General features: G+C 63.0%; 25 protein-coding genes. 16 read left to right on the forward strand and 9 right to left on the reverse strand.

The genetic code is table 11. The features are described 5' to 3' along the window. Nucleotides 1-88 precede the first annotated feature (88 nt). On the reverse strand, nt 89-1,654 hold the full coding sequence (locus tag AC1RNA_RS02155) for an amidase (protein ID WP_492950056.1): 1,566 nt from the start codon (nt 1,652-1,654) through the stop codon (nt 89-91). A 320-nt stretch (nt 1,655-1,974) separates the two neighbouring features. Further along, nucleotides 1,975-3,117: an ROK family protein gene (locus AC1RNA_RS02160; protein ID WP_492950057.1), complete on the reverse strand. Its 1,143-nt coding sequence runs from the start codon at nt 3,115-3,117 to the stop codon at nt 1,975-1,977. Between the two features lie 317 nt (nt 3,118-3,434). Here AC1RNA_RS02160 and rplU point away from each other — a divergent pair, with 317 nt between their 5' ends. The 14 genes from rplU (at nt 3,435) to AC1RNA_RS02230 (ending at nt 15,641) form a co-directional block, all read left to right on the forward strand. Continuing rightward, the gene (gene rplU / locus AC1RNA_RS02165; RefSeq protein WP_492950058.1) at nt 3,435-3,956 is read left to right on the forward strand and encodes a 50S ribosomal protein L21; all 522 of its coding nucleotides are present in this window, start codon (nt 3,435-3,437) and stop codon (nt 3,954-3,956) included. Between the two features lie 55 nt (nt 3,957-4,011). Further along, nucleotides 4,012-4,281 carry a 50S ribosomal protein L27 gene (rpmA, locus tag AC1RNA_RS02170; protein ID WP_002717526.1) on the forward strand — a complete coding sequence of 90 codons (270 nt, stop codon included), beginning with the start codon at nt 4,012-4,014 and terminating at the stop codon, nt 4,279-4,281. Nucleotides 4,282-4,415: 134 nt separating this feature from the next. After that, nucleotides 4,416-5,003, forward strand: coding sequence for a GNAT family N-acetyltransferase (locus AC1RNA_RS02175; RefSeq protein WP_492950059.1), 588 nt, complete (start codon nt 4,416-4,418; stop codon nt 5,001-5,003). 64 nt (nt 5,004-5,067) lie between these two features. Beyond that, nucleotides 5,068-6,138 carry a GTPase ObgE gene (obgE, locus tag AC1RNA_RS02180; protein ID WP_492950060.1) on the forward strand — a complete coding sequence of 357 codons (1,071 nt, stop codon included), beginning with the start codon at nt 5,068-5,070 and terminating at the stop codon, nt 6,136-6,138. A gap of 51 nt (nt 6,139-6,189) precedes the next feature. Then, a complete protein-coding gene (proB, locus tag AC1RNA_RS02185; protein ID WP_492951166.1) occupies nt 6,190-7,344 on the forward strand; it encodes a glutamate 5-kinase in 1,155 nt (384 codons plus the stop codon). 95 nt (nt 7,345-7,439) lie between these two features. Then, nucleotides 7,440-8,732 carry a glutamate-5-semialdehyde dehydrogenase gene (locus tag AC1RNA_RS02190; RefSeq protein WP_492950061.1) on the forward strand — a complete coding sequence of 431 codons (1,293 nt, stop codon included), beginning with the start codon at nt 7,440-7,442 and terminating at the stop codon, nt 8,730-8,732. Continuing rightward, a complete protein-coding gene (locus tag AC1RNA_RS02195) occupies nt 8,729-9,352 on the forward strand; it encodes a nicotinate-nucleotide adenylyltransferase (RefSeq protein WP_009341272.1) in 624 nt (207 codons plus the stop codon). The genes AC1RNA_RS02190 and AC1RNA_RS02195 overlap by 4 nt, the downstream gene beginning before the upstream one ends. 179 nt (nt 9,353-9,531) lie before the next feature. Further along, entirely contained in the window at nt 9,532-9,888 is a 357-nt protein-coding gene (rsfS, locus tag AC1RNA_RS02200; protein ID WP_492951167.1) for a ribosome silencing factor, read from the forward strand. 122 nt (nt 9,889-10,010) lie between these two features. After that, on the forward strand, nt 10,011-10,493 hold the full coding sequence (rlmH, locus tag AC1RNA_RS02205) for a 23S rRNA (pseudouridine(1915)-N(3))-methyltransferase RlmH (RefSeq protein ID WP_492950062.1): 483 nt from the start codon (nt 10,011-10,013) through the stop codon (nt 10,491-10,493). Nucleotides 10,494-10,504: 11 nt separating this feature from the next. Next, nucleotides 10,505-11,836, forward strand: a complete 1,332-nt coding sequence (locus AC1RNA_RS02210) for a murein hydrolase activator EnvC family protein (protein WP_492950063.1) — start codon at nt 10,505-10,507, stop codon at nt 11,834-11,836. Then, the gene (locus AC1RNA_RS02215; RefSeq protein WP_009341268.1) at nt 11,833-13,179 is read left to right on the forward strand and encodes a S41 family peptidase; all 1,347 of its coding nucleotides are present in this window, start codon (nt 11,833-11,835) and stop codon (nt 13,177-13,179) included. Before AC1RNA_RS02210 ends, AC1RNA_RS02215 begins: the two co-directional genes overlap by 4 nt. A 91-nt stretch (nt 13,180-13,270) precedes the next feature. Then, a complete protein-coding gene (locus AC1RNA_RS02220; RefSeq protein WP_492950064.1) occupies nt 13,271-13,825 on the forward strand; it encodes a sugar O-acetyltransferase in 555 nt (184 codons plus the stop codon). Between the two features lie 73 nt (nt 13,826-13,898). Further along, nucleotides 13,899-15,077 carry a divergent polysaccharide deacetylase family protein gene (locus tag AC1RNA_RS02225; protein WP_492950065.1) on the forward strand — a complete coding sequence of 393 codons (1,179 nt, stop codon included), beginning with the start codon at nt 13,899-13,901 and terminating at the stop codon, nt 15,075-15,077. Between the two features lie 63 nt (nt 15,078-15,140). Then, nucleotides 15,141-15,641 carry an RNA pyrophosphohydrolase gene (locus AC1RNA_RS02230; protein ID WP_492950066.1) on the forward strand — a complete coding sequence of 167 codons (501 nt, stop codon included), beginning with the start codon at nt 15,141-15,143 and terminating at the stop codon, nt 15,639-15,641. Nucleotides 15,642-15,712: 71 nt separating this feature from the next. Here AC1RNA_RS02230 and AC1RNA_RS02235 read toward each other — a convergent pair whose 3' ends face one another. The 6 genes from AC1RNA_RS02235 to AC1RNA_RS02260 all read right to left on the reverse strand — a co-directional run bounded on the left by AC1RNA_RS02235 (nt 15,713) and on the right by AC1RNA_RS02260 (nt 21,071). Continuing rightward, nucleotides 15,713-16,126 carry a F0F1 ATP synthase subunit epsilon gene (locus AC1RNA_RS02235; RefSeq protein WP_009341264.1) on the reverse strand — a complete coding sequence of 138 codons (414 nt, stop codon included), beginning with the start codon at nt 16,124-16,126 and terminating at the stop codon, nt 15,713-15,715. A 5-nt stretch (nt 16,127-16,131) separates the two neighbouring features. Then, the gene (gene atpD, locus AC1RNA_RS02240) at nt 16,132-17,562 is read right to left on the reverse strand and encodes a F0F1 ATP synthase subunit beta (protein WP_009341263.1); all 1,431 of its coding nucleotides are present in this window, start codon (nt 17,560-17,562) and stop codon (nt 16,132-16,134) included. 21 nt (nt 17,563-17,583) lie between these two features. Next, a complete protein-coding gene (locus AC1RNA_RS02245; protein ID WP_492950067.1) occupies nt 17,584-17,988 on the reverse strand; it encodes an organic hydroperoxide resistance protein in 405 nt (134 codons plus the stop codon). Nucleotides 17,989-17,999: 11 nt separating this feature from the next. Continuing rightward, a complete protein-coding gene (locus AC1RNA_RS02250) occupies nt 18,000-18,881 on the reverse strand; it encodes a F0F1 ATP synthase subunit gamma (protein ID WP_492950068.1) in 882 nt (293 codons plus the stop codon). A 97-nt stretch (nt 18,882-18,978) separates the two neighbouring features. Next, nucleotides 18,979-20,511 (reverse strand): F0F1 ATP synthase subunit alpha, encoded by a 1,533-nt coding sequence (gene atpA / locus AC1RNA_RS02255; protein ID WP_009341260.1) that lies wholly within the window; start codon nt 20,509-20,511, stop codon nt 18,979-18,981. After that, on the reverse strand, nt 20,511-21,071 hold the full coding sequence (locus AC1RNA_RS02260) for a F0F1 ATP synthase subunit delta (protein ID WP_048757562.1): 561 nt from the start codon (nt 21,069-21,071) through the stop codon (nt 20,511-20,513). Before AC1RNA_RS02260 ends, atpA begins: the two co-directional genes overlap by 1 nt. Before the next feature lie 622 nt (nt 21,072-21,693). Between AC1RNA_RS02260 and AC1RNA_RS02265 the strand changes: the two genes are divergently transcribed. Then, nucleotides 21,694-22,158 carry a septal ring lytic transglycosylase RlpA family protein gene (locus tag AC1RNA_RS02265; RefSeq protein WP_009341258.1) on the forward strand — a complete coding sequence of 155 codons (465 nt, stop codon included), beginning with the start codon at nt 21,694-21,696 and terminating at the stop codon, nt 22,156-22,158. Between the two features lie 144 nt (nt 22,159-22,302). On the opposite strand, the gene AC1RNA_RS02270 is transcribed toward AC1RNA_RS02265, so the two are convergent. Next, entirely contained in the window at nt 22,303-24,477 is a 2,175-nt protein-coding gene (locus AC1RNA_RS02270) for a primosomal protein N' (protein WP_492950069.1), read from the reverse strand. Between the two features lie 151 nt (nt 24,478-24,628). Here AC1RNA_RS02270 and AC1RNA_RS02275 point away from each other — a divergent pair, with 151 nt between their 5' ends. After that, the gene (locus tag AC1RNA_RS02275; RefSeq protein WP_492950070.1) at nt 24,629-25,594 is read left to right on the forward strand and encodes a tyrosine recombinase XerC; all 966 of its coding nucleotides are present in this window, start codon (nt 24,629-24,631) and stop codon (nt 25,592-25,594) included. The last annotated feature ends 51 nt before the right edge of the window (nt 25,595-25,645 follow it).

Genomic DNA, 25,645 nt, shown 5'->3' on the forward strand with positions numbered 1-25,645 from the left:
AGCCGGAAAAGCAATCGGAAGGCCAAAGCCTTCCGATTTTTAGCAACCTGTCAGGAACAACAAAGCAAATGGCCGAGAGTTCCCCTCACTAGGACGGAAGGGTTCCCGCGAAGATCGGCGGATGCTTCTTGTGGAAGTCAGTCGCCTGCTCGTAGGCGTAAGCCATCCGCAACAGCGCCGCCTCGCTGAAATGATCGCCGACGATTTGGAGTCCGATCGGCAACCCTTGCGGATCGAATCCGCACGGCACCACCGCTGAAGGCAGCGCCGTATAGCTGAATGGAATCGTGAACTGCCGTCCGCGCCCGTAATCCTGCGCCGACGCTTTCAACAACGGTGCAGTGGTCGGAAGCGCGGGCGTAAGCAGCGCATCGACATGATTGAACACCTTCTTCACCTCCGCGATGATCGCAGGGCGTTCGTTCATGGTCTTCTCGTAATCTTCCTTCGACACTTTCGAGCCGGCCGCGATATTGTTCGTCACGATCGGGCCGTACAGATCGGCGGCGTTCGGCGTGTTGCGGTATTTGTCGCCGAGAATCTGGTTGAACTCGTAGAGCAGAATATTGGTGAACAGCTTGTTGTAGTCGAGCTGCCCCTCCAGCGGCTTGATTTCGACTTCGACGATCTTGGCGCCAAGACTCTTGAGCTTCTCCGCCGCCTTCGCCACCGCGTCGGCCACCGGCTTATCGACATCCTTATAGGTGTAGTTCTTCACCGTCGCGAAGGTCATGCCCTTCACACCGTCCTTGATGCCCTTGGTGTAGGACGAGGTGCGCTGCGCCAGCGCCGAATGCTTGTCCAGCGGATCGAACCCTGCCATTGCGTCGAGCAGCAAGCCGAGATCGAAGACATTGCGCGCGAGCGGACCCGCGCAATCGAGACTGTAGGCACGCGGGAAAAGCCCGTGCAGGCTGACGAGACCGTAGGTCGGGCGGATGCCCGCGATGCCGCACCAACTCGCCGGAACGCGGATCGATCCACCGGTGTCGCTCGACGTGCCACCGAAGCCGATGCCCGCCGCCAGCGCCGCGCCGTTGCCGCTCGATGAGCCGCCCGGCGAGCGATCCAGCGCCCAAGGGTTATGGCAATCGCCGAAATAGGCGTTGGTGCCCGACACGCCCGCCGCGAACTCGTTCATGTTGGTCTTGCCGAGCACCACGACGCCGGCCTCAATCAGATGATGAACGGAAGTCGCATCTTCCGTGGACTGGCGGTCGACGAAGGCTTTCGAGCCCACGGTCGTCTTGGTGCCCGCCATGTCGTAGAGATCCTTCACCAGGATCGGAATGCCGTGCAGCGGTCCGCGATCCTTGCCCTGCTTGAGCTCGGCGTCGCGCTCCGCCGCCGTCTTCAGCGCAATGTCCTTCAATTGCGAAATGAACATGTTCAGCTTCGGCTGATACAGTTCGATGTAATGGAAATAGGCTTTCGTCAGATCGACGCAGGACAGCGAGCCGTCGCGCATCCGCTTGCCGGCCTCGCTGATCGACATCGGCATCGCGCCGCCCGCTTTCGCCGCGAACGCCAGCTCCGGCAACGCCGCCGCCGCGAGTGTCGAGGCCCCCGCAATCGCAAAGTCGCGCCGCGTCAATCCCGACTTGTCATTCTCGCCTTCGTTCTTGCCGCAAGATTCAACATCAACCCTAGTCATGGACGATTCCTCTCGACGACCTTGTTGTTCATGGCGCGTCGGTCGAAATCACGCCATGCGAAGAAGCGTTGTTCTAACCAGTGCAGAGCGCGACGGCGTTCGATGCGATATTTCAAAATCAAGAAACGCCTCGCGGGCAACACGCTAGATCGGCGCGGCAGCAAGTCAATCGCGCAGCGCGCAAAGGCCGCGATTTCTCCATCACTTCGTTGAAATCGGTGAGAGGAATTTTCAGTATTCGAAACGAGTTCGAAAAATTCTCATAAAGCGGAATGGTGAATTGCAGGCGCCGAGCGAGAAACGCGCTCGCACCATTCCCATCAGGATTTCTTTTTGTCTTTGTCCTTCTCTTTGCCTCCGTTCTTGTCGCCATTCTTTTTGTCGCCGTTCTTCTTCTCGGCGCTCTTCTTGTCGTTGCGCATGGTGAAACGCGCATTGCCGAGCCCGGTGCCGATGGTGAGGATGCCCCAGCGCTTATAATCCTGCATGAAAGGAATTTCGCTGAGGCCTTGCGCGACGCCATCATTGTGCATCAGCACCACGGTGTCGTGATCGCCGATCGTTGGAATTTCCTCCACCAGAATCGCAGGCAGATTGAAGCGGCTGCTTTCCCAGTTGCCTGGCAGATTCTGGGCGCCCTTCTCGATCGCGCCGTCGGCATCGATCTTGCCAGGACACGACACGCCGATGAACGGCGCAAGTTTCAAGCCTTCGGCTTCGGCCTTCGCGATAAGATCCTTGAGCATCTTCACGAGCTTCTTCACTGCGCTTTCGCGCGTCGGCTCATCGTCGGCATGACGCCACAACTCGAACGCCCACACCCGCGCCTTGGCCAGATCGGGCGCTTTCTTCTGCAACGTCTCGACCACGCCGCAGCGGATATTGCTGCCGCCGATATCGACGGCGAGAAGACTGTCGTAACCTTCAAAAATCCATGACGGGGCGAGATGCGCGCAGCCGATCAGCCCCGCCTCGTCCGGATCGAACCGGATCGGCACCATCTGCACCTTCAATCCTTCGGCCTTGAGAATGATGTCGGTGCGCGCGATGGCGAGTTCGCCGATCCGGCTTTGCCGGAAGCCGCCGCCGACCACGATGGCCTCGGTCTTCTCCCACGCCTTGCTTTTGAGAAAGCGGCGGGTGACGAAAGCAAGCTCCTGCGCGAATTCCTCGATCGCGCTGTGTAGCACCGCCGCGGCCTCTATATCGTCGCCGACCAGAATCTCGTCGAGCTTCTTCTTGCCGAGGTCTTCGGAGGACTTGCCGCCCAATGGGTCGTCGCCGCTCTTCTTTAATGGCTTCCGCCACGCCTCCAGAATGTCCTGAAAAGCTCCCTTGCTGGCGCGGTCACCCAGAAAGCCGTCCTCGTCCTTCAATTCGATATTGTAGCTGTCGACCTCGACGGACGGCAGCCGGGAGGCGCCATGGTTGCCGATGCCGACCGTGCGGTTCTCTTCCGACATATGATGAGGTGCCCCTGATCCGGATTTGCTGGGGTCAACGGCGGGGAAACCCAATAGTTGCATCGCCGGAAGCCCCCAAAATGCCCGGAATCGGCTGATTTTCCTTCGATTTTGGCCGATTTGGCGGGCCGATTGCCTTGACTCGAGGGCTTTCGCGGCTATAAGTCACCCACCCGGCGCGGAGGATTTCGCGCCGTTTGTTTTTGCTCGTGCGCGGCCTGTCTGCGCCTGCATCGACAAGTGAACCCATAACGACTGAACAAGAAGCCGGCCCGGACCTGTCCGAGCGCCGGGATCGAACACGAAGGAATAAAACGATGTTCGCAGTCATCAAAACGGGCGGCCGGCAGTTCCGGGTCGTTCCGAATGATGTGCTTGAGATTGGCAAGATCGCCGGCGAAGTCGGCTCGATCGTGCAGCTTGGTGAAGTTCTGGTGGTCGGCGGCGACACGCCGGTGCTCGGCAGCCCGCTTGTGGCGGGTGCGTCGGTCGCGGCGGAGGTGCTCGACCACAAGCGCGGCCCGAAGGTCATCGCCTTCAAGAAGCGCCGCCGCAAGAATTCGAAGCGCAAGCGCGGCTACCGTGACGAGATCACCGTGATCCGCGTCACCGAGATCCTGACCGATGGCAAGGCGCCTTCGATCGGACCGCGCCCGAAGAAGGAAAAGAAGGTCGAGGCAGCCGTCACCGAGGGCGACGCTCCGGCCAAGACCGCCAAGGAGGCGCCGGCCAAGAAGGCCGCAGCCAAGCCGGCGGCGAAGAAGGCGGCTCCGAAGGCCGCGCCTAAGAAGGCCCCCGCCAAAAAGGCGGCCCCGAAGGCGAAAAGCGACAAAAAGTGAGATGATTCCGTTACGGAATCGGGTTAGACACTGAGACGAATTCTGGAGACGAGCCATGGCTCACAAAAAAGCAGGCGGTTCATCGCGCAACGGACGTGACTCGGCAGGCAAGCGCCTTGGCATCAAGGCGTTCGGCGGCGAGATCGTGATTCCGGGTAACATTATTGCGCGCCAGCGTGGCACCACCTGGCACCCGGGCGCGAATGTCGGCATGGGCACCGACCACACCCTCTTCGCCAAGGCTGAAGGCCGCGTGGAATTCCGCGCCAAAGCCAACGGCCGCACCTTCGTCTCCGTAGTCCCGGTGGCGGAAGCGGCTGAATAGACGGCAGAAAATCACGTTCTGCCGGTCCTCGTTGAACCGGCGGAGCGCGTAAAGGCTCTCAAGGGGAGACGGGAAACCGGCCTCCCCTTTCACTTTTCCGGCCGCTGGGGAACGGCCTGCAAAAGGAGCGAGCCATGTTACAGGAACATCCCATCAAGCCTTTGCGGGAGCTGAGAACCGTCGTCCTCGAGACGGCACGTCTGGTTCTGCGCCAGCCGACCCTCGCGGACGTAAAAGCCATTGCGCGCATCGTCGCCGACAAGCGCGTGGCCATGAATCTTCGTCGCGTGCCGCACCCCTATACGCTGGATGATGCCGCGCGGTTCGTTTCGTCCGTCGTTGCAGCCGATGGCATGACATTTCTGATCGAGCACAGGGGCGCGGCCATAGGCCTTGCGAGCCTGACATGGGAACGGCAGGACGCCCCCGAGCTCGGCTATTGTTTCGCCGTGGAGCATTGGGGCAAGGGTTTCGGCACCGAGGCCGCCCGCGCGCTGATCGATTTCGCGTTCGAGGAGTTCGCCATCGACGAGGTCCGCTCCGGGGCTCGCGTGGTGAATCCGGCCTCGCGCCACGTGCTGGAGAAGTGCGGCTTCCAGTGGACCGGCGTCGAATTACATCGCTTCCTGGCGCTCGGCTCCTCCACCCCGGTGGACCGTTTCCGGCTGGAACGCACGGTGTGGTCGTCGCTCCGGAACTGGGGCACGGCACGGCGATATTAACGAGACCTTGTAACGGGCATGTCCGGCGGTTGTCGGGCGTGCCTGTTCGCGTTACGGGTAGGCCATGAAATTCCTCGACGAAGCCAAGGTCTACATCCGCTCCGGCGACGGAGGAAACGGCTGCGTCGCGTTCCGCCGCGAGAAGTTTATCGAGTATGGCGGACCGAACGGCGGCAATGGCGGCCGCGGCGGCGACGTCATCATCGAGGCGGTCGACGGCCTCAACACCCTGATCGACTATCGCTACCAGCAGCACTTCAAGGCGCAGAAGGGCGGCCACGGCATGGGCTCCGACCGCCATGGCGCGGGCGGCAAGGACATCGTACTGAAGGTGCCGGTCGGCACGCAGGTGTTCGACGAGGATCGCGAAACGCTGCTGCATGACTTCACTAAGCTCGGCGAGAAATTCGTCATCGCCGAAGGCGGCAATGGCGGCTTCGGCAACGCGCATTTCAAAAGCTCCACCAATCGCGCGCCGCGCCACGCCAATCCCGGTCAGCCCGGCGAGGAACGCTGGATCTGGCTGCGCATGAAGCTGATCGCGGACGCGGGATTGGTTGGCCTGCCGAACGCGGGCAAATCGACCTTCCTCTCCATCGTCAGCGCCGCAAAGCCGAAGATCGCGGATTATCCGTTCACCACGCTGCATCCGCAGCTCGGCGTCGTGCACGTCGACGGCCGCGAGTTCGTGCTCGCCGACATTCCCGGCCTGATCGAAGGCGCGCATGAAGGCACCGGCCTCGGCGATCGTTTTCTCGGCCATGTCGAGCGCTGCCGCGTATTGCTGCATCTGGTCGATGCGACCTGTGAGCACGCCGGTAAGGCCTATAAGACCGTGCGCAACGAGCTTGCCGCCTATGAGCACGACCTCACCAGCAAGGTCGAGGTCGTCGCGCTGAACAAGATCGATGCAGTGACGCCCGAACACCTGAAAGAGCAGAAGGCGCGGCTGAAGCGCGCGGCGAAACAGACGCCGATGCTGCTCTCCGGTGTGACCCGCGAGGGCGTTCCGGAAGTTCTGCGCGCACTCGCCGATGTCATCAGCGAAGCACCGGTTTCCGCCAAGGCGAAGGGCGAGCCGACAGAGAATGAGACGCCGCCACCAGCGCCGAGCTGGTCGCCGCTGTCGAGTTGAACCCTGTTTTCCTCCACTTTTTAAAAATGTTCTTTCATGTCGCGTTCACAGATGCATCCCCGGCTGAATGATTTTCGCCGCATCGTCATCAAGGTCGGCTCATCGCTGCTGATCGACTCTACTGCTGGCGAAGTGAAAAGTGCGTGGCTCGCAGCCTTGGCCGACGATATCGCGAAACTTCATCGCGCGGGCAAGGATGTGCTCGTTGTTTCGTCCGGCTCGATCGCGCTCGGCCGCTCGCGCCTGAAGCTGCCGTCCGGCTCGCTGAAACTGGAGGAAAGCCAGGCTGCCGCCGCCGTCGGCCAGATCGCACTGGCACGCATCTGGGCCAAGGTGCTCGATCATCACGGCATCGGCGCGGGGCAGATTCTCGTCACGCTGCAGGACACCGAGGAACGCCGCCGCTACCTGAACGCCCGCTCCACCATCTCCAAACTTCTCGAATGGCGTGCGGTGCCGGTCATCAACGAGAACGACACTGTCGCGACCAGCGAAATCCGCTACGGCGACAACGACCGCCTCGCCGCGCGCGTCGCCACCATGACCAGCGCCGATCTCTTGATCCTGCTCTCCGACATCGACGGGCTTTACACAGCTCCGCCCGGCGCCAACCCGAACGCGAAACTCATTCCGGTTGTCGACTCCGTTACCGCCGACATCGAGGCGATGGCGGGTGCGGCCGAATCCGAACTCTCGCGCGGTGGCATGCGCACCAAGATCGAGGCGGCAAAGATAGCTACTTCAGCAGGCACCCATATGCTGATCGCCTCCGGCAAGATCGAACATCCGCTGCAGGCCGTCGCCGACGGCGGCAAATGCACGTGGTTTCTCACGCCCGCCAATCCGGTCACCGCGCGTAAGCGCTGGATCGCGGGATCGCTGGAGCCGAAGGGCGTGCTGGTGATCGACGCAGGCGCGGTGAAGGCACTGCACGCCGGGCGCAGCCTCCTCGCCGCAGGCGTCACCCGCATCGAGGGCACATTCGCGCGCGGCGATGCCGTGGTGGTGCGCGGTCCCGAGGGCCACGAGATCGGCCGTGGACTGGTCGCCTACGGCGCGGACAATGCCGAGCGCATCAAGGGCAAATCCTCGGCGGAAGCCTCCAAAATTCTAGGCCTTACCGGTCGCCCTGAAATGATCCACCGCGACGACCTCGTCGTCTCGCACCGGCATGACCGCGAGGCAGACGAGGCGGCGAACCCATGAAACTGGGCCTACTCGGCCATTGGCCGAGTAGCGGCAAGCCCCCCGCTTTCCTATTTTATGCTACTGCATGGACCTGACGACCCGGACCGATCCCCATGAATGCCCCGCTGAAAGCCGTTGACGACACAACCGACCTGCCTGCGCTGATGTCCAATCTGGCGGGAGACGCGCGCGCGGCTGCGCGGGTGCTGGCGCTGGCACCTGCACAGCAGAAGAACGACGCGCTGGCCGCGATGGCAGCCGCCTTGCGTGCCTCCTCCGCAAAACTTCTCGCCGCCAATGCCGAGGATGTTGCGGAAGCGCGCGCGTCGGGGGCGAGCGACTCCTTTATCGACCGGCTCGCGCTGACGCCCGCGCGGATCGAAACCATGGCGGAAGGGCTCGACGTGGTGCGCGGTCTTGAGGACCCGGTCGGCAAGGTCACCGAGAAATGGACTCGCCCCAATGGCATGACTATCGAGCGCGTCAGCGTCCCGCTCGGCGTCGCCGGTGTCATTTTCGAAAGCCGCCCGAACGTACTGGCGGATGCCGGTGCGCTGTGCCTGAAATCCGGCAATGCCGTGATCCTGCGCGGCGGCTCCGACAGTTTCCGCTCCTGCATGGCGATCCATGCCTGCCTCGTCGAAGGGCTCCGCAAGGCCGGCCTGCCGGAAGCCGCGATCACGCTGGTGCCGACGCGCGACCGTGCCGCTGTCGGCCTCCTGCTGTCGGGTCTCGACGGCCGCATCGACGTGATCGTGCCGCGCGGCGGCAAGAGCCTCGTTGCGCGCGTTGAAGCCGAAGCGCGCGTGCCGGTGTTCGCGCATCTCGACGGCAACAATCATGTCTTCATCGACAAGGCCGCCTCGCTCGACATGGCCAAGACCATTGTCCTGAATGCGAAGATGCGCCGTCCCGGCGTTTGCGGCGCGGCCGAGACGCTTCTGATCGACAAGGCCGCTGCACCTGCGCAACTCAAGCCGCTGATCGCCATGCTGATCGATGCGGGTTGCGAAGTGCGCGGCGACGCCGAGGTACAGCATGCCGACGCGCGCGTGAAGCCTGCCGTGGAAGAAGACTGGGCGACCGAATTCGAAGCCCCGATCATCGCCGCCAGAGTCGTCGGCGGGCTCGATGAAGCAATCGACCATATCGAGAAGTATTCCTCGCATCACACCGACGCCATCGTGACCGAGGACACGCAGACCGCTACACGCTTCCTCAACGAGGTCGATTCCGCCATCGTGCTGCATAACGCCTCGACGCAATTCGCCGACGGCGGCGAGTTCGGCTTCGGCGCGGAAATCGGCATCGCCACTGGCAAGTTTCATGCTCGTGGCCCTGTCGGCGTCGAGCAACTAACCTCGTTTAAATATCGTGTTCATGGCACGGGGCAGACGCGCCCGTGAATCACACACCGGCGCTGCGCGAAGCGATCCCGCCTTATACCGACGGCATGCGCATCGGCCTGCTCGGCGGCTCGTTCAATCCGCCGCACACCGCGCATCGCGACATCACGCTGTTCGCGATGAAGCGGCTTAACCTCGACCGGGTCTGGTGGCTGGTGACGCCCGGCAATCCGCTGAAGGACAAGGCGCCGCACCGGCTCGAGGAACGCATGGAGGCCGCGCGGTGTCTCGCGCATCATCCGCGCATCGACGTGAGCTGTCTCGAATCCGTCATCGGCACGAGATACACTCTGGACACCATTGAGTTCCTGCGCAGGCGTTGTGCGGCCGTCCGCTTTGTCTGGATCATGGGAGCCGACAATCTCGCCCAATTCCATCGCTGGAAAGGCTGGCGCACCATTGCCGATCTGGTTCCCATGGCCGTGATCGACCGGCCGCCCGACAGTTTCGGCGCATTATCCTCGCCCGCAGCACAAGCCCTGATGCAGCACCGCATCCCGGAGCGCGACGCAGGCCAACTCGCCACCATGACACCGCCAGCCTGGATCTTCCTCACCGGCATGAAATCGCCGTTGTCATCGACCAGATTGCGGAACCCGGACGGAAGCTGGAAGACGTGACGCAAACACCACAGTCTGACGGCCTCACAAGTCTGGACGATTGAAAGCATTAACCCCACATGCCTAAAATAGGCACGTGGGCATCGGAAGATTCGGTGCCCGCGACACAGTGAAAGGAGTGGTCCCTGACCGCATCTGCATTGTCCCGGACGGCAGCAAAGTCTCCGTCCATCGCTGTCCTGAAGGCGCGTCCTGACGCCGACGAGACACTCACCCTGATCCTCTCCCGCCTCGACGACATGAAGGCGGAAGATACGATCACCATCGACCTTCGCGGCAAGTCCTCCATCACCGACTACATGGTCGTCACCACCGGACGGGTAAACCGTCACGTCGGTGCGATCGCGGAGAATGTTGCCAAGGGTCTGAAGGAAAGCGGGATCGAAGCACCGCACATCGAAGGGCTCGCCAATTGCGATTGGGTGCTGATCGATTCCGGCGACGTGATCGTCCACGTTTTCCGGCCGGAGGTTCGCGAGTTCTACAATCTCGAAAAGATGTGGACCTCGGAGAAACCGGCCAAGAAGGTGCGTTAAAGCCGGCGAGGTGTCGCTGGCGCGTCTGGAGTGATCTTGCCTGTTATGCGGGATCGGGAGTTGCGCGCTGATTTAAGCGCCCCTTGATTTAAGATGGCGGGCTGACGTGATAAGACCATGCCATGCGTCTTCTTGTCATCGCCATTGGCCGCCTCAAGCAAGGCCCGGAACGCGAGCTTGCCGAGCGTTACCGCGAACGCTTTGAGAGCCTTTCGCGCAAGCTTGGTTTCCGCGGCCTCGATATCCACGAAATCCCCGAAAGCCGCCATGCCGACGCCGCTGGCCGGATCGCCGAGGAAGCCCAGGCGATGATCGCCCACATTCCCGACGGCGCGATGGTGCTGGCGCTCGACGAGCGCGGCGACAATCTCGACAGCACCACCATCGCCCGCCATCTTGAGCGCTGGCGAGATGATTCGGTGCCCTGCGCGGTGTTCCTGATCGGTGGCGCCGACGGGCTGTCCACGGAATTGAGCCGTCGCGCCAAGGTCCGTCTCGCCTTCGGCAAGGCGACGTGGCCGCACCAGATCGTGCGTATCCTGCTCCTGGAGCAGATCTACCGGGCAGGGACGATCCTGTCCGGTCACCCGTATCACCGGGCCTGACGGAGACCAGTTTGATCCTCAGTGCGCGCAAATCGTCCGGCCTTTCTCGGCTCTGCGGCCTTGCGCTGGCCGCGTGCCTCGGGACGACAGGCGTGCTCGCGCAAACACCGGCCCCATCACCGCCCACATCCGGCCAGGCCACGCTCGACCAGCGCAATCAGGAACTTGAGGCGCTGCGCGCCAAGCAGAAGGAAGCGGCGGACGCGCAGCAACGCCTCAAGGACGAGATCGCCGCGATCGGGCAGGACCGCACCAAGCTCAACCAGCAACTGATCGACACCGCCGCGCGCATCCGTGCCATCGAGGCCAATATCAGCGACAGCGAGGGCCGTATCCGCCCGCTCGACGCGCGCGAAGCGGAGATCAGGCAGTCGCTCGAAACCCGGCGCGACCGGATCGGCGAAGTGCTCGCGGCCCTGCAGCGCGCGGGACGCCGCGCGCCGCCGGCTTTGCTGGTGACGCCAGAGGATTCGCTGCAATCGCTGCACACCGCGATGCTGCTCGGCGCAACCGTGCCGGAAATGCGCGCCCGCGCACTCAAGCTCGCAAACGACCTTGGCGAGCTCATTCAGGTGCGCAAGAATATCTCGGCAGAACGCGACCGCCTCGCGGCCGAGCGCGACAAGCTCACGACCGACAGCACCCGACTCGCAGCCCTCGTCGATGAGCGGCAGAAGAAGCAGTCGGATGCCGAACGTGACATGGCAACGGAAAAGAGCCGCGCCGCCGAGTTGGCCAAGCAAGCCGGCAGCCTGCAGGACCTGATTGCCAAAATGGAACAGGACATCAAGAGTGCTGCCCGGGCGGCGGCGGCGGCGGAATTGAAAGGAACTCCCCCCTCCGTCAACGGAAAGCCTAATTTGCGCGGCATGCAGGACCCAGCGCGCCTCAGTCCGGCGATTGCCTTTGCTGCGGCAAAGGGGTTGTTGCCTCTTCCGGTCAACGGCACGAAGATTCGCAATTACGGCGGACCGGATGGCAATGGCGGGCAGGAAAAGGGCATTTCAATCGCGACGCGCCCCGGCGCACAGGTCACAACTCCGTGTGATGGCTGGGTGGTTTTTGCGGGACCGTTCAGGAGCTATGGACAACTCTTGATCCTCAATGCGGGCGGCGGGTATCATGTTCTGATCGCTGGAATGGACCGTATTTCGGTCAATATTGGCCAGTTTGTACTGACGGGGGAGCCGGTGGCGACGATGGGATCACAGTCTCAGGTCGCCTCCATTCTGGCAGCGCCATCGAGCCAACCCGTACTCTATATCGAGTTCCGGAAAGACGGAGCTCCGATCGATCCAGGCCCATGGTGGGCCGCAAAGGAAGGCGAAAAGGTTCGCGGATGATGCGCAAGACTTCTCTCATTCTTCTCAGCGCCGCAGCCGGCGCTGCCGCGACCCTTCTGGTGACCCAGCCCCGAGCTTCGCTGATGGGCACCTCGGCGCGCGCCGCCGCCGCCGACACCTACCGCCAGCTCAATTTATTCGGCGACGTGTTCGACCGCGTCCGCAGCGACTATGTCGAGAAGCCGGACGACAAGAAGCTGATCGAGAGCGCCATCAGCGGCATGCTGACCGGTCTCGACCCGCACTCCAGCTACATGGACGCGAAGAGCTTCAAGGACATGCAGGTGCAGACCCGCGGCGAATTCGGCGGGCTTGGCATCGAGGTCACGATGGAAGACGGCCTCATCAAGGTGGTGTCGCCGATCGACGACACGCCGGCCTCGAAGGCGGGTATCCTCGCCAACGACATCATCACCAATCTCGACGATGAAGCCGTGCAGGGCCTCACCCTCAATCAGGCCGTCGACAAGATGCGTGGCCCGGTCAACACCAAGATCAAGCTGAAGATCATCCGCAAGGGTCAGGACAAGCCGATCGAGGTCACGCTGACACGCGACAACATCCGCGTCCGTGCAGTCCGCGCGAAAGTGGAGGATGGCGATATCGCCTACATCCGCATCACCTCCTTCAACGAGCAGACCACTGAAGGCCTGAAGAAGGAGATGGCCAATCTCCAGCAGCAGATCGGTACCGACAAGGTGAAGGGCTACATCCTCGACCTGCGCAACAATCCTGGCGGCTTGCTTGAAGAAGCTGTCTCCGTATCTGACGCCTTCCTCGATCGCGGCGAGATCGTCTCGACGCGCGGCCGCAACGCCGAGGAAACCCAGCGCCGCACCGCCAAGCCCGGCGACCTCGCCAAGGGTAAGCCGGTGATCGTGCTGATCAACGGCGGCTCCGCTTCCGCTTCCGAAATCGTCGCGGGCGCACTGCAGGACCAGAAGCGTTCGACCACCATCGGCACCCGCTCGTTCGGCAAGGGCTCGGTGCAGACCATCATCCCGCTCGGCTCAGGCAACGGCGCGTTGCGGCTCACCACCGCGCGCTACTTTACCCCGTCGGGCAAGTCGATCCAGGCCAAGGGCATCACCCCCGACATCGAAGTGATGCAAGACGTCCCTGACGATCTGAAGGCCAAGACCGACACCAAGGGCGAAGCCTCGCTGCGCGGCCACCTCAAGGCCGACGGCCAGGAAGAAACCGGTTCGCAGTCCTACGTGCCGCCGGATGAAAAGAACGACAAGGCGCTGCACACCGCCATCGATCTTCTGCATGGCATCAAGCACAACGCCGCCAACACGACGACCCCGCCGCCGGCCGACAAGGCCAAGGCTGCGAACTAAGAAGGCAGCGAACTAAAGTCTTTACCTCACGATCACAAAAGGCGGCCCCTGCGGCCGCCTTTTTTATTTCCGGCGATCCATCGGAGACGTCATGACCAGCGAAAAGCAGAAGATGATCGCGGGCGAATTGTACCTGCCCGGTGATCCTGAGATTCAGGCCGACATCTCCGCCAACCAGCAATGGCTCGCGCGCTACAACGCCATGCTCGGCCAATCCGCCGCCGAGCGGCTCGCGGTGCTGCGCGAGCGGATCGCAGCAGGCGATTCCTGCGACCTGCGGCCGCCATTCCACTGTGATTACGGCTTCAACATCCGCCTCGGGGCCGGCGTGTTCATGAACTTCAACTGCGTCATCCTTGATGTGACCCACGTCACCATCGGCGACCGCACCCAGATTGGCCCCGCGGTGCAGATCTACGCCGCCGACCATCCGCGCGACCCGGTCCAGCGCCGCGACGGGTTCGAGTTCGCGCGCCCTGTGGTGATCGGTTCCGATGTCTGGATCGGCGGCGGCGCGATCATCCTGCCCGGCGTCACCGTTGGCGATAACGCCATCATCGGCGCGGGCAGCGTAGTGACCCGCGACGTTGCCCCGGGCGCCACAGTCGTCGGCAATCCCGCACGGACGACACCCCGGGAAGCCTGAAGGCTGCGGCCGGGCGAGGCTATCCCATCCTGTCATGGTAGGATTCCGCGGATGATTCGCGGGATCCCTTGTCGTGACCGATGACCTGAGCGCGCCGCTGGGGCAGACCACGCCGCGCAAGCGCCGCTTCCGCCTGCCCTTCACCGCGCCGCAGGCGATCGCCACGGTCTGCGGCCTGTTTTTACTGGCGTTCCTGGGCTTCGCCATTTTCGGCCGCGACCCGATGGGCGGCGAACCGGTTGTCGTCGCCAAATACGACCCGGCCAAACTGCCGGGCGCAGACCACTCCGCGATCCCCTCCGCCGCCCCAGTTGCCCCTGCCGCCGCACCGAGCGGCCAGAAGACCGTCACCATCATCGACGGCTCGAGCGGCGAACGGCGCGAAATGAAGGTCGGAGACGACGGCACGCCCGCAGGGCTCGATGCCGACACGCCGGCGATGATGAGCGGCATCAACCAGCGGCTTCTGGAGAATTCCCGCTACGGCATGGTGCCGATCGCAGCCGATGGGCTGAAGCCGTGGCGGGTCTATGCCTCCGGAACCGACCTGCAGCGTGCCCGCGCCGCCACCACGCCGACGATCTCCATCGTGATCGGCGGGCTCGGCGTTGGCGCCGCCAAGACCAACGATGCCATCGTGAAGCTACCCGCCGCGGTGACGCTGGCCTTCACGCCTTATGGCTCCGATCCCGGCAAGCTCGTCGAGCGCGCCCGCGCCCGGAAGCACGAAGTGCTGCTGCAACTCCCCATGGAGCCTTACGACTATCCGGACAACGATCCCGGCCCGCAGACCCTCCTCGCCACCGCGGGCCCCGAGCAGAACGTGGACCGGCTGATGTGGCTGATGAGCCGCTTCCAGGGCTATGTCGGGCTCACGAATTTCATGGGCTCGCGCTTCCTCGTTACCGATTCCGCGATGCAGCCGATCATCCAGCAGGCGGCCAAGCGCGGCCTCGCCTGGCTTGACGACGGCAGCGTGCCGCGCAGTCTGGCTGGCCAGCTCGCGGGCGCGCAAGGCGTACCTGCCGCGACGGCGGATGCCGTGCTCGATCAGGTTCCAACCGCCGCCGAGATCGACAAGAGTCTCATGAAGCTTGAGACGCTGGCACGCGAGCGCGGCAGCGCGGTCGGCATGGCCTCCGCATTGCCGATTTCAATCGAGCGGATTGGGGCATGGGCACAACGCCTTGAGAGCCGGGGCATCCTTTTGGTGCCGTTGACAACGACCCTGATGAAATCAAAATCCAGCTAATCTCCCGATTTGTCGCAGGCTTGCGCGGCAAACCGGCCACGGAACCAACTAAAGGCCTGTACGATGTCGCGTTACGATGATCTGCCCTATCGGAGTTGCGTCGGCATCATGCTTCTGAACGCGAAGGGACTGGTCTTTATCGGGCGGCGCGTCGGCGGTCCCGAGCATGTCGATCAGGCGTATGGCTGGCAAATGCCGCAGGGCGGCATCGATCCCGGCGAGGATCATTGGGAAGCCGCACGTCGCGAGCTTTTTGAGGAGACCAACGCGCGCTCGGTGGAAAAGCTTGCCGAGGCCTCCGACTGGCTGACCTACGACATTCCACGCACCATCGCAGGGCGCGCCTGGAAGGGCCGCTTTCGCGGGCAGCGGCAGAAGTGGTTCGCGATCCGCTTCACTGGCGAGGATAGCGAGATCAACGTCGTCTCGCCTGCCGGACACAAGCCCGAATTCATCGACTGGCGCTGGGAGCCGATGGAGAACCTTCCCGGCCTCGTCGTCCCTTTCAAGCGCCCGGTCTATGAGCGCGTGGTGCAGGAATTTTCGCGGTTCGCCGGCAAGTAAGATCCCGGCCATGACAGGGATACAAAAAAGCCCCGCCAAAGCGGGGCTTTTTGATTCTCAAAACGCAAGCCTCAGTGCATTCCGGTCGAGGTGATGCGCTGCTGGATGACCTTGAAGTGGTCGAGCCGCGCAATCGCGCGATCGAGCGCGCTGCCCGGCTCCTTGTCCTTCAGGTTTTCTTCCATCTCCTCGATCTGCTTGGCGAACGCCACGCGATCCAGTTCAGCAAGCGACGTCGCTGTGTCGGCCAGCACCGTCAGGCCCTTGTCGGACACTTCCGCAAGGCCGCCGAGCACGATGATCTTCTCGTTCTTGCCGCCGACGGTCACCGTGAGGATGCCAGGACGAATGCTCGCCACCAGCGGCGAATGACCCGCCAGCACGCCGAAGTCGCCCTCGACGCCCGGAACGTCGACCTGCTCGACTTCACCGGAGAAGGCGATCTTCTCCGGCGAGACGAGATCGAAGTGGAAGGTGTTGGCCATCGCGATTACGCCGCTTCCGCTGCGAGCTTCTTGCCCTTCTCGACGGCCTCTTCGATGGTGCCGACCATGTAGAAGGCCGCTTCCGGCAGGTGATCGTACTTGCCTTCGCAAAGGCCCTTGAAGCCCTTGATGGTGTCGGCGAGCTCGACGAACTTGCCCGGCGAGCCGGTGAAGATTTCAGCGACATGGAACGGCTGCGACAGGAAGCGCTCGATCTTGCGGGCACGCGCGACCGTAACCTTGTCGTCTTCCGAAAGCTCGTCCATGCCGAGAATGGCGATGATGTCCTGCAGCGCCTTGTAGCGCTGAAGGATCTGCTGCACCTGACGGGCCACCGCGTAGTGCTCGTCACCAACAACCAGCGGCGACAGCATGCGCGAGGTCGAGTCGAGCGGGTCCACTGCCGGGTAAATGCCCTTTTCAGCGATCGAACGGTTCAGCGTCGTGGTCGCGTCCAAGTGGGCGAACGAGGTGGCCGGCGCAGGGTCGGTCAAGTCGTCGGCCGGGACGTAAATCGCCTGGATCGAGGTGATCGAGCCCTTGGTGGTGGTGGTGATGCGTTCCTGCAGCGCGCCCATGTCGGTCGCGAGCGTCGGCTGATAACCCACCGCCGAAGGAATACGGCCGAGAAGCGCCGACACTTCCGAACCCGCCTGCGTGAAGCGGAAGATGTTGTCGACGAAGAACAGCACGTCCTGGCCCTTGTCGCGGAAATCTTCCGCGATGGTGAGACCGGAGAGAGCGACGCGGGCGCGGGCGCCCGGCGGCTCGTTCATCTGGCCATACACGAGAGCGCACTTCGAGCCTTCGCCGCCGCCCTTCTTGTTGACGCCGGATTCGATGAACTCGTGATAGAGGTCGTTGCCTTCGCGGGTGCGCTCGCCGACGCCGGCGAACACCGAGTAACCGCCGTGGGCCTTCGCGACGTTGTTGATCAGTTCCTGAATGAGCACGGTCTTGCCGACGCCGGCGCCGCCGAACAGGCCGATCTTGCCGCCCTTCGCATACGGAGCCAGCAGGTCGACGACCTTGATGCCGGTGACGAGAATTTCAGCGTCCGTGGACTGCTCGGTGTAGGCCGGCGCTTCCTGATGGATGGCGCGGGTGCCTTCCGCCTTGACCGGACCGCCTTCGTCCACCGGCTCGCCGATGACGTTGATGATGCGGCCGAGCGTGCCCTCGCCGACCGGCACCTTGATCGGTGCGCCGGTATCGGTGACTTCCTGGCCGCGGACCAGACCCTCGGTGGTGTCCATCGCGATCGCGCGCACGGTGGATTCGCCGAGATGCTGCGCGACTTCGAGAACGAGGCGGTTGCCCTGGTTCTTGGTTTCGATCGCATTCAGGATCGCCGGCAGATAGCCGTCGAACTGCACGTCGACGACCGCGCCGATGACCTGCGTGATGCGTCCGACCTGGTTGGCGGGTTGGGCCATGGAAACTCTCTCCTTGATAACTTAGACGGCGGTCAGCTTGACGGGCACGTTGCCCTTGGTCGCCTTCGAATACGGACAAATCGTGTGAGCATCTTCGATCAGGGCCTGAAGCTTGGCCTTGTCGGCGCCCGGCAGGGCGACTTTCAGTTCAGCGGCGAGCGAGAACGCGCCCTCGTTGATGTTAAGAGTCACGTCGCAGGTGACTTTCGCGGCCTGACCGTCGAGGCCATGCTTCTTGGCCAGAACCAGAATGGCCTGGCCGAAACAGGCCGACCAGCCAAGTGCGAACAACTGCTCGGGATTGTGCCCCTCGCCATTGCCGCCGATTTCCTTCGGCAGGGCCATCGCCAAAGCGAGGCCGCCATTATCCAGAACAGCGCGGCCGTTGCGTCCACCGGAAGTCGTAGCCTTTGTCGAATAAGACATTGCTTCTCTCCTCAGATTGCCTCGGCGCCGGAGATGATTTCGATCAGTTCCTTCGTAATCATCGCCTGTCGGGTGCGGTTGTAGATCAGGGTCTGCTTGCGGATCATGTCACCCGCGTTGCGGGTGGCGTTGTCCATCGCGCTCATCTGCGCGCCGTAGAACGAAGCGTTGTTTTCCAGAAGCGCGCGGAAGATCTGGATCGCGAGATTGCGCGGTAGGAGGTCTGCGAGAATCTCGTTCTCTTCCGGCTCGTAATCGTAAACCGCGGAAGCCGACGCAGCCGTTTCCTGCTTGGCCTCGACCACCAACGGGATCACCTGCTGCGCGGTCGGCACCTGCGCGATCACCGACTTGAACTGAGCATAGAACAGCGTGGCGACATCGAACTCGCCCGCCTCAAACATCGTGACGATCTTCTTCGCGATCTCCTCGGCGTTCTTGTAGCCGAGCACCTTCACGGAGCGCAGCTCCATGTGGCCGACGATCTGCTTTTCGAACTGGCGGCGGAGCTGCTCGTAGCCCTTGCGGCCGACGCAGAAGAACTTGACCTCCTTACCCTGGTTCATCAGGGCCAGCGCGCGCTCGCGGGCGAGACGCACGATGGAGGAGTTGAACGCGCCCGACAGGCCACGCTCGCCGGTGCAGACCAGCAGAAGCTGAACCTGATCGCGGCCAGTGCCGGTCAGCAGCAGAGGCGCGCTGTCGGAACCTGCCGCCGCGCTCGCGATGTTGGAGATCACCGCATCCATGCGCTCGGCATAAGGCCGCGCTGCTTCGGCCGCGGTCTGCGCACGGCGCAGCTTCGAGGCCGCGACCATTTGCATGGCCTTGGTGATCTTCTGCGTCGCCTTGGTCGAGGCGATGCGGACACGCATGTCCTTGAGCGAAGCCATTCTTCTATTTCACTCCGACAATCAGACCGTGGATCCGATCGTTTAGACGTCCTGCCACTTCAAAGAATGGCCGGGGCGAGCCCGGCCATAATGGGATTTACGCGAACGACTTGGCGAAGCCGTCGACCACGCTCTTCAGCTTGGCGGCGGAGTCGTCGGACAAATCCTTCGAGTCGCGGATCGCGTTGAGAAGATCGATGTGCTTACCGCGCAACAGCGACAGCAGGCCGTCTTCGAACGCGCGCACCTTGTTGAGCGGCAGCGCATCGAGATAGCCGTTGGTGCCGGCCCAGATCACAGCGACCTGCTCTTCCATCTTCAGCGGCGAGAACTGCGGCTGCTTCAGGAGCTCGGTCAGGCGCGAACCGCGGTTCAGCAGGCGCTGGGTCGAAGCGTCGAGGTCCGAGCCGAACTGCGCGAACGCCGCCATTTCGCGGTACTGCGCGAGCTCACCCTTGATCTTGCCGGCGACCTTCTTCATCGCCTTGGTCTGCGCCGACGATCCCACGCGCGACACCGACAGACCGACGTTCACCGCCGGGCGGATGCCCTGGAAGAACAGGTCGGTTTCAAGGAAGATCTGGCCGTCGGTGATCGAGATCACGTTGGTCGGAATGTAGGCCGACACGTCGTTCGCCTGGGTCTCAATGACCGGCAGGGCGGTCAGCGAGCCGGAGCCGAGGCTGTCGTTCAGCTTCGCCGAACGCTCGAGCAGACGGGAGTGCAGGTAAAACACGTCGCCCGGATAGGCTTCGCGGCCCGGCGGGCGGCGCAGCAGCAGCGACATCTGACGGTAGGCGACGGCCTGCTTGGACAGATCGTCATAGATGATGACGGCGTGCATGCCGTTGTCGCGGAAGTATTCGCCCATGGTGCAGCCGGTGAACGGCGCGAGATACTGCATCGGCGCCGGGTCCGAAGCGGTCGCGGCGACGATGATCGAATACTCAAGCGCGCCCTGCTCTTCGAGCACCTTCACGAACTGCGCGACGGTGGAGCGCTTCTGGCCGATCGCGACGTAGACGCAATACAGCTTCTGGCTTTCCGGAGCGCCCGCGACGTTGAGCGGCTTCTGGTTGAGGATGGTGTCGAGCGCGATCGCGGTCTTGCCGGTCTGGCGGTCGCCGATGATCAGCTCGCGCTGGCCGCGGCCGACGGGGATCAGGGCGTCAACAGCCTTGAGGCCGGTTGCCATCGGCTCGCTGACCGACTTGCGCGGAATGATGCCGGGCGCCTTGACGTCGACGCGCTTGCGCTCGGTCGCCTGGATCGGGCCCTTGCCGTCGATCGGGTTGCCGAGAGCGTCAACGACGCGGCCCAAAAGACCCTTGCCGACCGGAGTGTCCACGATGGCGCGGGTGCGCTTGACGGTCTGGCCTTCCTTGATCTCGCGGTCGGCGCCGAAAATAACGATACCGACGTTGTCGCTTTCAAGGTTCAGCGCCATGCCGCGCGTGCCGTTCTCGAACTCGACCATTTCGCCCGCCTGGACGTTGTCGAGACCGTAGACGCGGGCAATGCCGTCGCCGACGGAGAGAACCTGACCCACCTCGGAAACTTCGGCTTCCTGGCCGAAATTCTTGATCTGGTCCTTGAGGATTGCGGAAATTTCCGCGGCCCGGATGTCCATCAGCCTGCCTCTTTCATCGCGTTCTTGATCGAATTGAGTTTGGTGCGAAGCGAACTATCGACCATGCGGCTGCCGAGCTTGACGATAAGCCCGCCGATGATCGAGGGATCGACATTCACGTTGAGATCGACGTCCTTGCCTGTCACTGACTTCAGCGAAGCCTTCAGCGCGTCGAGATTCTTGTCATTGAGCGGTTCGGCGACGGTGACATCGGCCGTGGCTTCGCCACGGAACTTCGCCACCAGCACGCGGAACGCGCGGATCACGTCATTCACCGCGAACAGGCGGCGATTGGCGGTCAAAACCCTCAGGAAGTTGGCGGCGATGCCGCCGATACCGGCCTTGGCGAGCACGGCGTCAAGCGCCTTGCCCTGCTCCTGCGCGGTGAACACAGGGCTGCGCACGAGCCGCGCCAGATCGGCGCTCTCGGCGAGCAGGCCGGCGAATTTGTCGATATCGGCGCGAACCGAATCGATTGATTTCTGGTCCCGGGCCAGTTCGAACAGGGCGGTCGCGTACCGTCCGGCCACGCCTGAAACTGAGGTATCGTCAGTAGCCACGAAATGCTCTTCTGCTGTTGAAGGCCCAAGAAAAATTCCAAGAAAAATCCATCGCCATTGGACAGGCGCCATGAATTCGCGCCGAGCGATGTAAGTCCTTGAGATTCAAGCTGGACTTCGATTTCCGGCCGAACCGATATGTTCAGCATCGTGAAAACGCGCGCTTGCTAACATAGGGCGCTGGCAGGCGCAATATGACCATAACTACCAGTCGAAAATCGAAAGTCGCAGATGCCGGCGTCCCGAAAGCTGATCCGGCGGGATGGCCAAATCGCAAGCGCAGCGCCCCCCTGCCATGCAGAGCGTCCCGCTCAGCTCATGCCGATATGCAAGATTGCTATAACTGAGGCCCTAAATTCCGCTTTGCCGTTTACTGCGCGAGGCCGGATTTTAACTTCGCTATTGAGTATATATTGTCGAATGATCGTATATCTATTGTATAGATAAAGTATTCGTATAGAACTTAGGCTATTCGCCTTGCTTTCTCCCAATATGTGAAAGAGTACGGAACTTAATCAAGCGCCCCGTTTATGCCTTATTGATCGAAGAACCAGCCGTCAGACGAGCAATGGCCATCTATAGCCTGGTCGTCTGATGGATAAACAGGCATAAGGACGACTTGATGTTGAGATTTTCGAGGAAGGCGCCGCGCGCAGCCTCTGCGATTCGGAATACCTCGCTGGCCGCTTTCTCGGTGGTTTGTGTTCTCGGTCTCAGCACGCAGGCAAGCGAAGCCCGTAGCCCCAAGAAGTCCTGGCGCGAAGCCAACGCGTCCCTCGACGTCCCTTCGTCCACGCATCATTCCGGCCGCACATTTTCCGGCATGGCTTCCTATTACGGCAATGAGTCGGGCAGCCGTACCGCGTCCGGCCAGCGTTTCAACCAGAACGCGATGACCGCCGCGCACCGCACGCTGCCCTTCGGCACCCGCCTCAAGGTCACCCATGGCAGCCGCAGCGTCGTCGTCACCGTCAACGATCGCGGCCCGTTCATCCGTGGCCGCGTACTCGACCTCTCCAAGGGTGCCGCGCATGCCATCGGCCTGACCGGCCGCGGCGTCGGTCGGGTGGTCGCAGAAGTTCAGTAAGCACGAGCATGATGCCGAAAAGTGCGAAGCGGTTTTCGGATCACATCATGCTCAATCAAACGAGTTCGTAGCGTAGCGTTGTTGCGTAAAGTCAGTTGAGTATGAGTAGAGCCGGCGCAAATGCCGGCTCTTTCATTTTGCGGCTTACAAAAAACTCTGCGGATCGACATCGACTTCGAGGGTGAGGCTACCCTTGGTCTTCGGCGCCGCCGCGAGCCACGCACGCAAATAGCCCGACAGATCGAACGCCCGCGACGATTTCACCAAGAGGCGAAACCGGTAGCGCCCCTTGATGACAGCGAGCGGCGCCTCCGCCGGTCCCAGCACCACCACATGCTCATCGCGCGGCGCGAGGTTGGCGAGCCTGCGGGCAAAGCCTTCCGCATCCGGCCGGTTCGCTGCCGAGACGATCAGCGCCGCGAGCCGCCCGAACGGCGGATAGGCGGCGCGCTCACGCGCCTCGATCTCGCTGTCGTAGAACGCCTCACGGTTGGAGGCGACCAGCGCCTTCATCACCGGATGTTCCGGCTGGTGCGTTTGCAGATAACCCACACCGCGCCCCTGCTCGCGACCGGCACGCCCGATCACCTGATTGAGCAATTGGAAGGTGCGCTCGGCGGCGCGCGGATCGCCATTGCCGAGCCCGAGATCGGCATCGACCACGCCGACGAGATTGAGACGTGGGAAATTATGTCCCTTCGCCACAAGCTGCGTACCGATGATGATGTCGACACGGCCTTCCGCGATCTCGTTGAGTTCCGACCGCATGGTCTCGATGTCGGTGATGAGATCGCTGGAGAGAACCATGGTGCGCGCCTCGGGAAAGAGACTCGCGGCCTCCTCCTGCAACCGTTCCACGCCGGGGCCGATGGCGGCGAGCGATTCCTCCGCCGCGCATTGCGGGCAGACATGCGGGCGCGGCATCGAGAACCCGCAATGGTGACAGACGAGGCGCTGGCGGAAACGATGATCCACCAGCCACGCATCGCAGATGTTGCACGAAAACCTGTGGCCGCAGGCCCGGCATAATGTCAGCGGCGCGTAGCCTCGCCGGTTGAGGAACAACAGCGCCTGTTCCCTGCGCTCCACCGCGAACTTCACGGCTTCCGCGAGCGGCGGCGAGATGAACCGCCCGCGCTGCGGGCCTTCGCGGCGCAAATCGATCGCCTCGATATGCGGCATGTGCTGGCCGCCGAACCGCGATGGCAGCGCGATGCGCCGATAGCGGCCGGTGCGCGCATTTACCTCCGTCTCGACCGACGGCGTCGCCGACGACAGCACCACTGGAATCTTCGCGATGTGCCCGCGCACCACCGCCATGTCGCGCGCATGATAATGCGCGCCGTCGCTCTGCTTGTAGGCCTGGTCGTGCTCCTCATCGACCACGATCAACCCAAGATCCGCGTAGGGCAAGAACAAAGCCGAACGCGCGCCGACCACGACCTGCGCTTCACCATTCGCGACCGCGAGCCAGTTGCGCGCGCGGGTACGCGGCGTCAGTTCCGAATGCCACTCGATCGGCCGCACGCCGAAGCGTTGCGCGAAGCGTTCGAGGAATTGTCCCGTAAGTGCGATTTCCGGCATCAGGATCAGCGCCTGCCGCCCCTTGCGAATGATTTCGGCGACCGCTTCGAAATACACTTCGGTCTTGCCTGAACCCGTCACGCCGTCGATCAGCGCGACGGCGAAGCCATCCTGCGCGGCGAGCTCGCGCATCTTCGCAGCGGCTTCGCTTTGCTCGGGGGAGAAATCCGGTTCGGCAAATGCAGCGTCCGGCGGCTGCATCGGTTTTTCGCGCGGCATTGTTTCGACTGCCAGCGTGCCTTCATCGACAAGCCCGTCGATCACCGAACCGCTGACGCCCGCCTCCTGCGCGGCCTCGGATTTTGCGCGCAACAATCCATCCGAAAGAAGATCGAGCACACGGGCGCGAGCCGCCGTCATGCGCTGCGGCGGATCACCCACCAGCCGCACGCCAAGGCGCACGCGCTCGGGGCCGAGATGCTCGCCCATCCGCAGCGTCATCCGCATCACCATGCCGCGCGAGGCTAGCGTGTAGTTCGAAACCCAGTCGACGAAGCGGCGCAGTTCCTCGCGCAGCGGCGGCACGTCGAGTTTTTCGCTGACATCTTTCAGCCGGTTGTGCAGGCGGGGGGCCGGATTCTGGTTTTCCGCCCAAACCACGCCGATCACTTCGCGCGCACCTAGCGGAACGCTGACCACATCGCCCGGCGCCAGTTCCTCGCCATCGGGCACGCCGTAAGAATAGGCCTGATTGAGCGCCACCGGGACGAGGACATCGACAACTCGTCTGGGCATGAGGGATTTCCGGCGTGGCGATTTAAGAAAGGATAAACGGCCCAGTGTGAGTATCGCAACCGCGCGGCAACTGCCACCCTTGGGGATCAGCCTTGCCGCGGTCCCGGCGCGCGAGTCTCGCCTTTACTTGCACATGTATATGTCAGGCAACATGCCTAAGCCAAAGCGCAACTCAGCCACGATCCTGCCCGCCAACGCCGACATTCAGGCCGAGGCGGCGCGCTGGCTCGCGCATCTGAAAAGCGAGCGGCGGCTGTCACCCAAAACGCTGGAGGCCTATGAGCGCGACCTGCGCCAGTGCCTCATGTTTCTGGCAGGGCATTGGGGCAAACCAGTCTCGCTCAAGGCCTTCGCCACGATTGAGGCGACGGACGTACGCGCCTTCATGGCGGCGCGGCGTGCCGACGATATCGGCGGGCGTTCGCTGATGCGGGCGCTGGCGGGCCTGCGCTCGTTCGGCCGGTTTCTGGAACGCGAAGGAAAGGGCAAGGTCGGCGCGCTATCCGCGATCCGCGCGCCGAAGATTTCAAAGACCCTGCCGAAGCCGCTGGCCGTCTCCGCCGCCCGCAATCTGACGGAGGCCGACATCCGCGCTGGTGAGGATCGCCCACCATGGATCTGGGCGCGCGACGCCGCCGTGATGGCGCTGCTCTACGGCTCCGGCCTGCGCATTTCCGAGGCGCTTGGCCTCAACCGGCGCGACATTCCCGAGCCGGGACGCGGCGATGTCATTACGGTGACGGGTAAAGGCAACAAGACGCGGATGGTGCCGGTGCTGCAAGGCGTGCTGGAGGCCGTGCAGGATTATATCGCCCAGTGCCCCTACCCGCTTGCGCCCGAGAAGCCCGTGTTCGTCGGCGCGCGCGGCGGGCCGCTGTCGCCCCGCATCATTCAACTGACCATGGAACGGCTGCGCGGCGCCCTCGGCCTGCCCGACAGTGCCACGCCGCACGCGCTGCGCCACTCTTTCGCAACCCACCTTCTGTCGCGCGGCGGCGATTTGCGCGCCATCCAGGAACTGCTCGGCCACGCCTCGCTTTCGACCACCCAGATCTATACCGGGATCGACGCCGAGCGGCTAATGGATGTCTACCAGAGCGCCCACCCGCGGGCCTGACAGCCCTTTTGCTGAACCCACGCTGAATAACGTATCGTGCGGGCCTTCCAA

It is taken from the genome of Afipia sp. GW821-FHT14H12 (genome assembly GCF_058803465.1).

Bases quoted from the DNA above. Each gene is read 5' to 3' on its own strand.
- rlmH (WP_492950062.1), top strand. From the start codon at position 10,011: ATGCGTCTTCTTGTCATCGCCATTGGCCGCCTCAAGCAAGGCCCGGAA.
- AC1RNA_RS02250 (WP_492950068.1), bottom strand. From the start codon at position 18,881: ATGGCTTCGCTCAAGGACATGCGTGTCCGCATCGCCTCGACCAAGGCG.
- rpmA (WP_002717526.1), top strand. From the start codon at position 4,012: ATGGCTCACAAAAAAGCAGGCGGTTCATCGCGCAACGGACGTGACTCG.
- AC1RNA_RS02220 (WP_492950064.1), top strand. From the start codon at position 13,271: ATGACCAGCGAAAAGCAGAAGATGATCGCGGGCGAATTGTACCTGCCC.
- AC1RNA_RS02175 (WP_492950059.1), top strand. From the start codon at position 4,416: ATGTTACAGGAACATCCCATCAAGCCTTTGCGGGAGCTGAGAACCGTC.
- rplU (WP_492950058.1), top strand. From the start codon at position 3,435: ATGTTCGCAGTCATCAAAACGGGCGGCCGGCAGTTCCGGGTCGTTCCG.
- AC1RNA_RS02270 (WP_492950069.1), bottom strand. From the start codon at position 24,477: ATGCCCAGACGAGTTGTCGATGTCCTCGTCCCGGTGGCGCTCAATCAG.
- AC1RNA_RS02160 (WP_492950057.1), bottom strand. From the start codon at position 3,117: ATGTCGGAAGAGAACCGCACGGTCGGCATCGGCAACCATGGCGCCTCC.
- AC1RNA_RS02235 (WP_009341264.1), bottom strand. From the start codon at position 16,126: ATGGCCAACACCTTCCACTTCGATCTCGTCTCGCCGGAGAAGATCGCC.
- obgE (WP_492950060.1), top strand. From the start codon at position 5,068: ATGAAATTCCTCGACGAAGCCAAGGTCTACATCCGCTCCGGCGACGGA.
- atpA (WP_009341260.1), bottom strand. From the start codon at position 20,511: ATGGACATCCGGGCCGCGGAAATTTCCGCAATCCTCAAGGACCAGATC.
- AC1RNA_RS02215 (WP_009341268.1), top strand. From the start codon at position 11,833: ATGATGCGCAAGACTTCTCTCATTCTTCTCAGCGCCGCAGCCGGCGCT.
- AC1RNA_RS02265 (WP_009341258.1), top strand. From the start codon at position 21,694: ATGTTGAGATTTTCGAGGAAGGCGCCGCGCGCAGCCTCTGCGATTCGG.
- AC1RNA_RS02245 (WP_492950067.1), bottom strand. From the start codon at position 17,988: ATGTCTTATTCGACAAAGGCTACGACTTCCGGTGGACGCAACGGCCGC.
- proB (WP_492951166.1), top strand. From the start codon at position 6,190: ATGCATCCCCGGCTGAATGATTTTCGCCGCATCGTCATCAAGGTCGGC.
- AC1RNA_RS02275 (WP_492950070.1), top strand. From the start codon at position 24,629: ATGCCTAAGCCAAAGCGCAACTCAGCCACGATCCTGCCCGCCAACGCC.
- AC1RNA_RS02190 (WP_492950061.1), top strand. From the start codon at position 7,440: ATGAATGCCCCGCTGAAAGCCGTTGACGACACAACCGACCTGCCTGCG.
- AC1RNA_RS02155 (WP_492950056.1), bottom strand. From the start codon at position 1,654: ATGACTAGGGTTGATGTTGAATCTTGCGGCAAGAACGAAGGCGAGAAT.
- AC1RNA_RS02230 (WP_492950066.1), top strand. From the start codon at position 15,141: ATGTCGCGTTACGATGATCTGCCCTATCGGAGTTGCGTCGGCATCATG.
- atpD (WP_009341263.1), bottom strand. From the start codon at position 17,562: ATGGCCCAACCCGCCAACCAGGTCGGACGCATCACGCAGGTCATCGGC.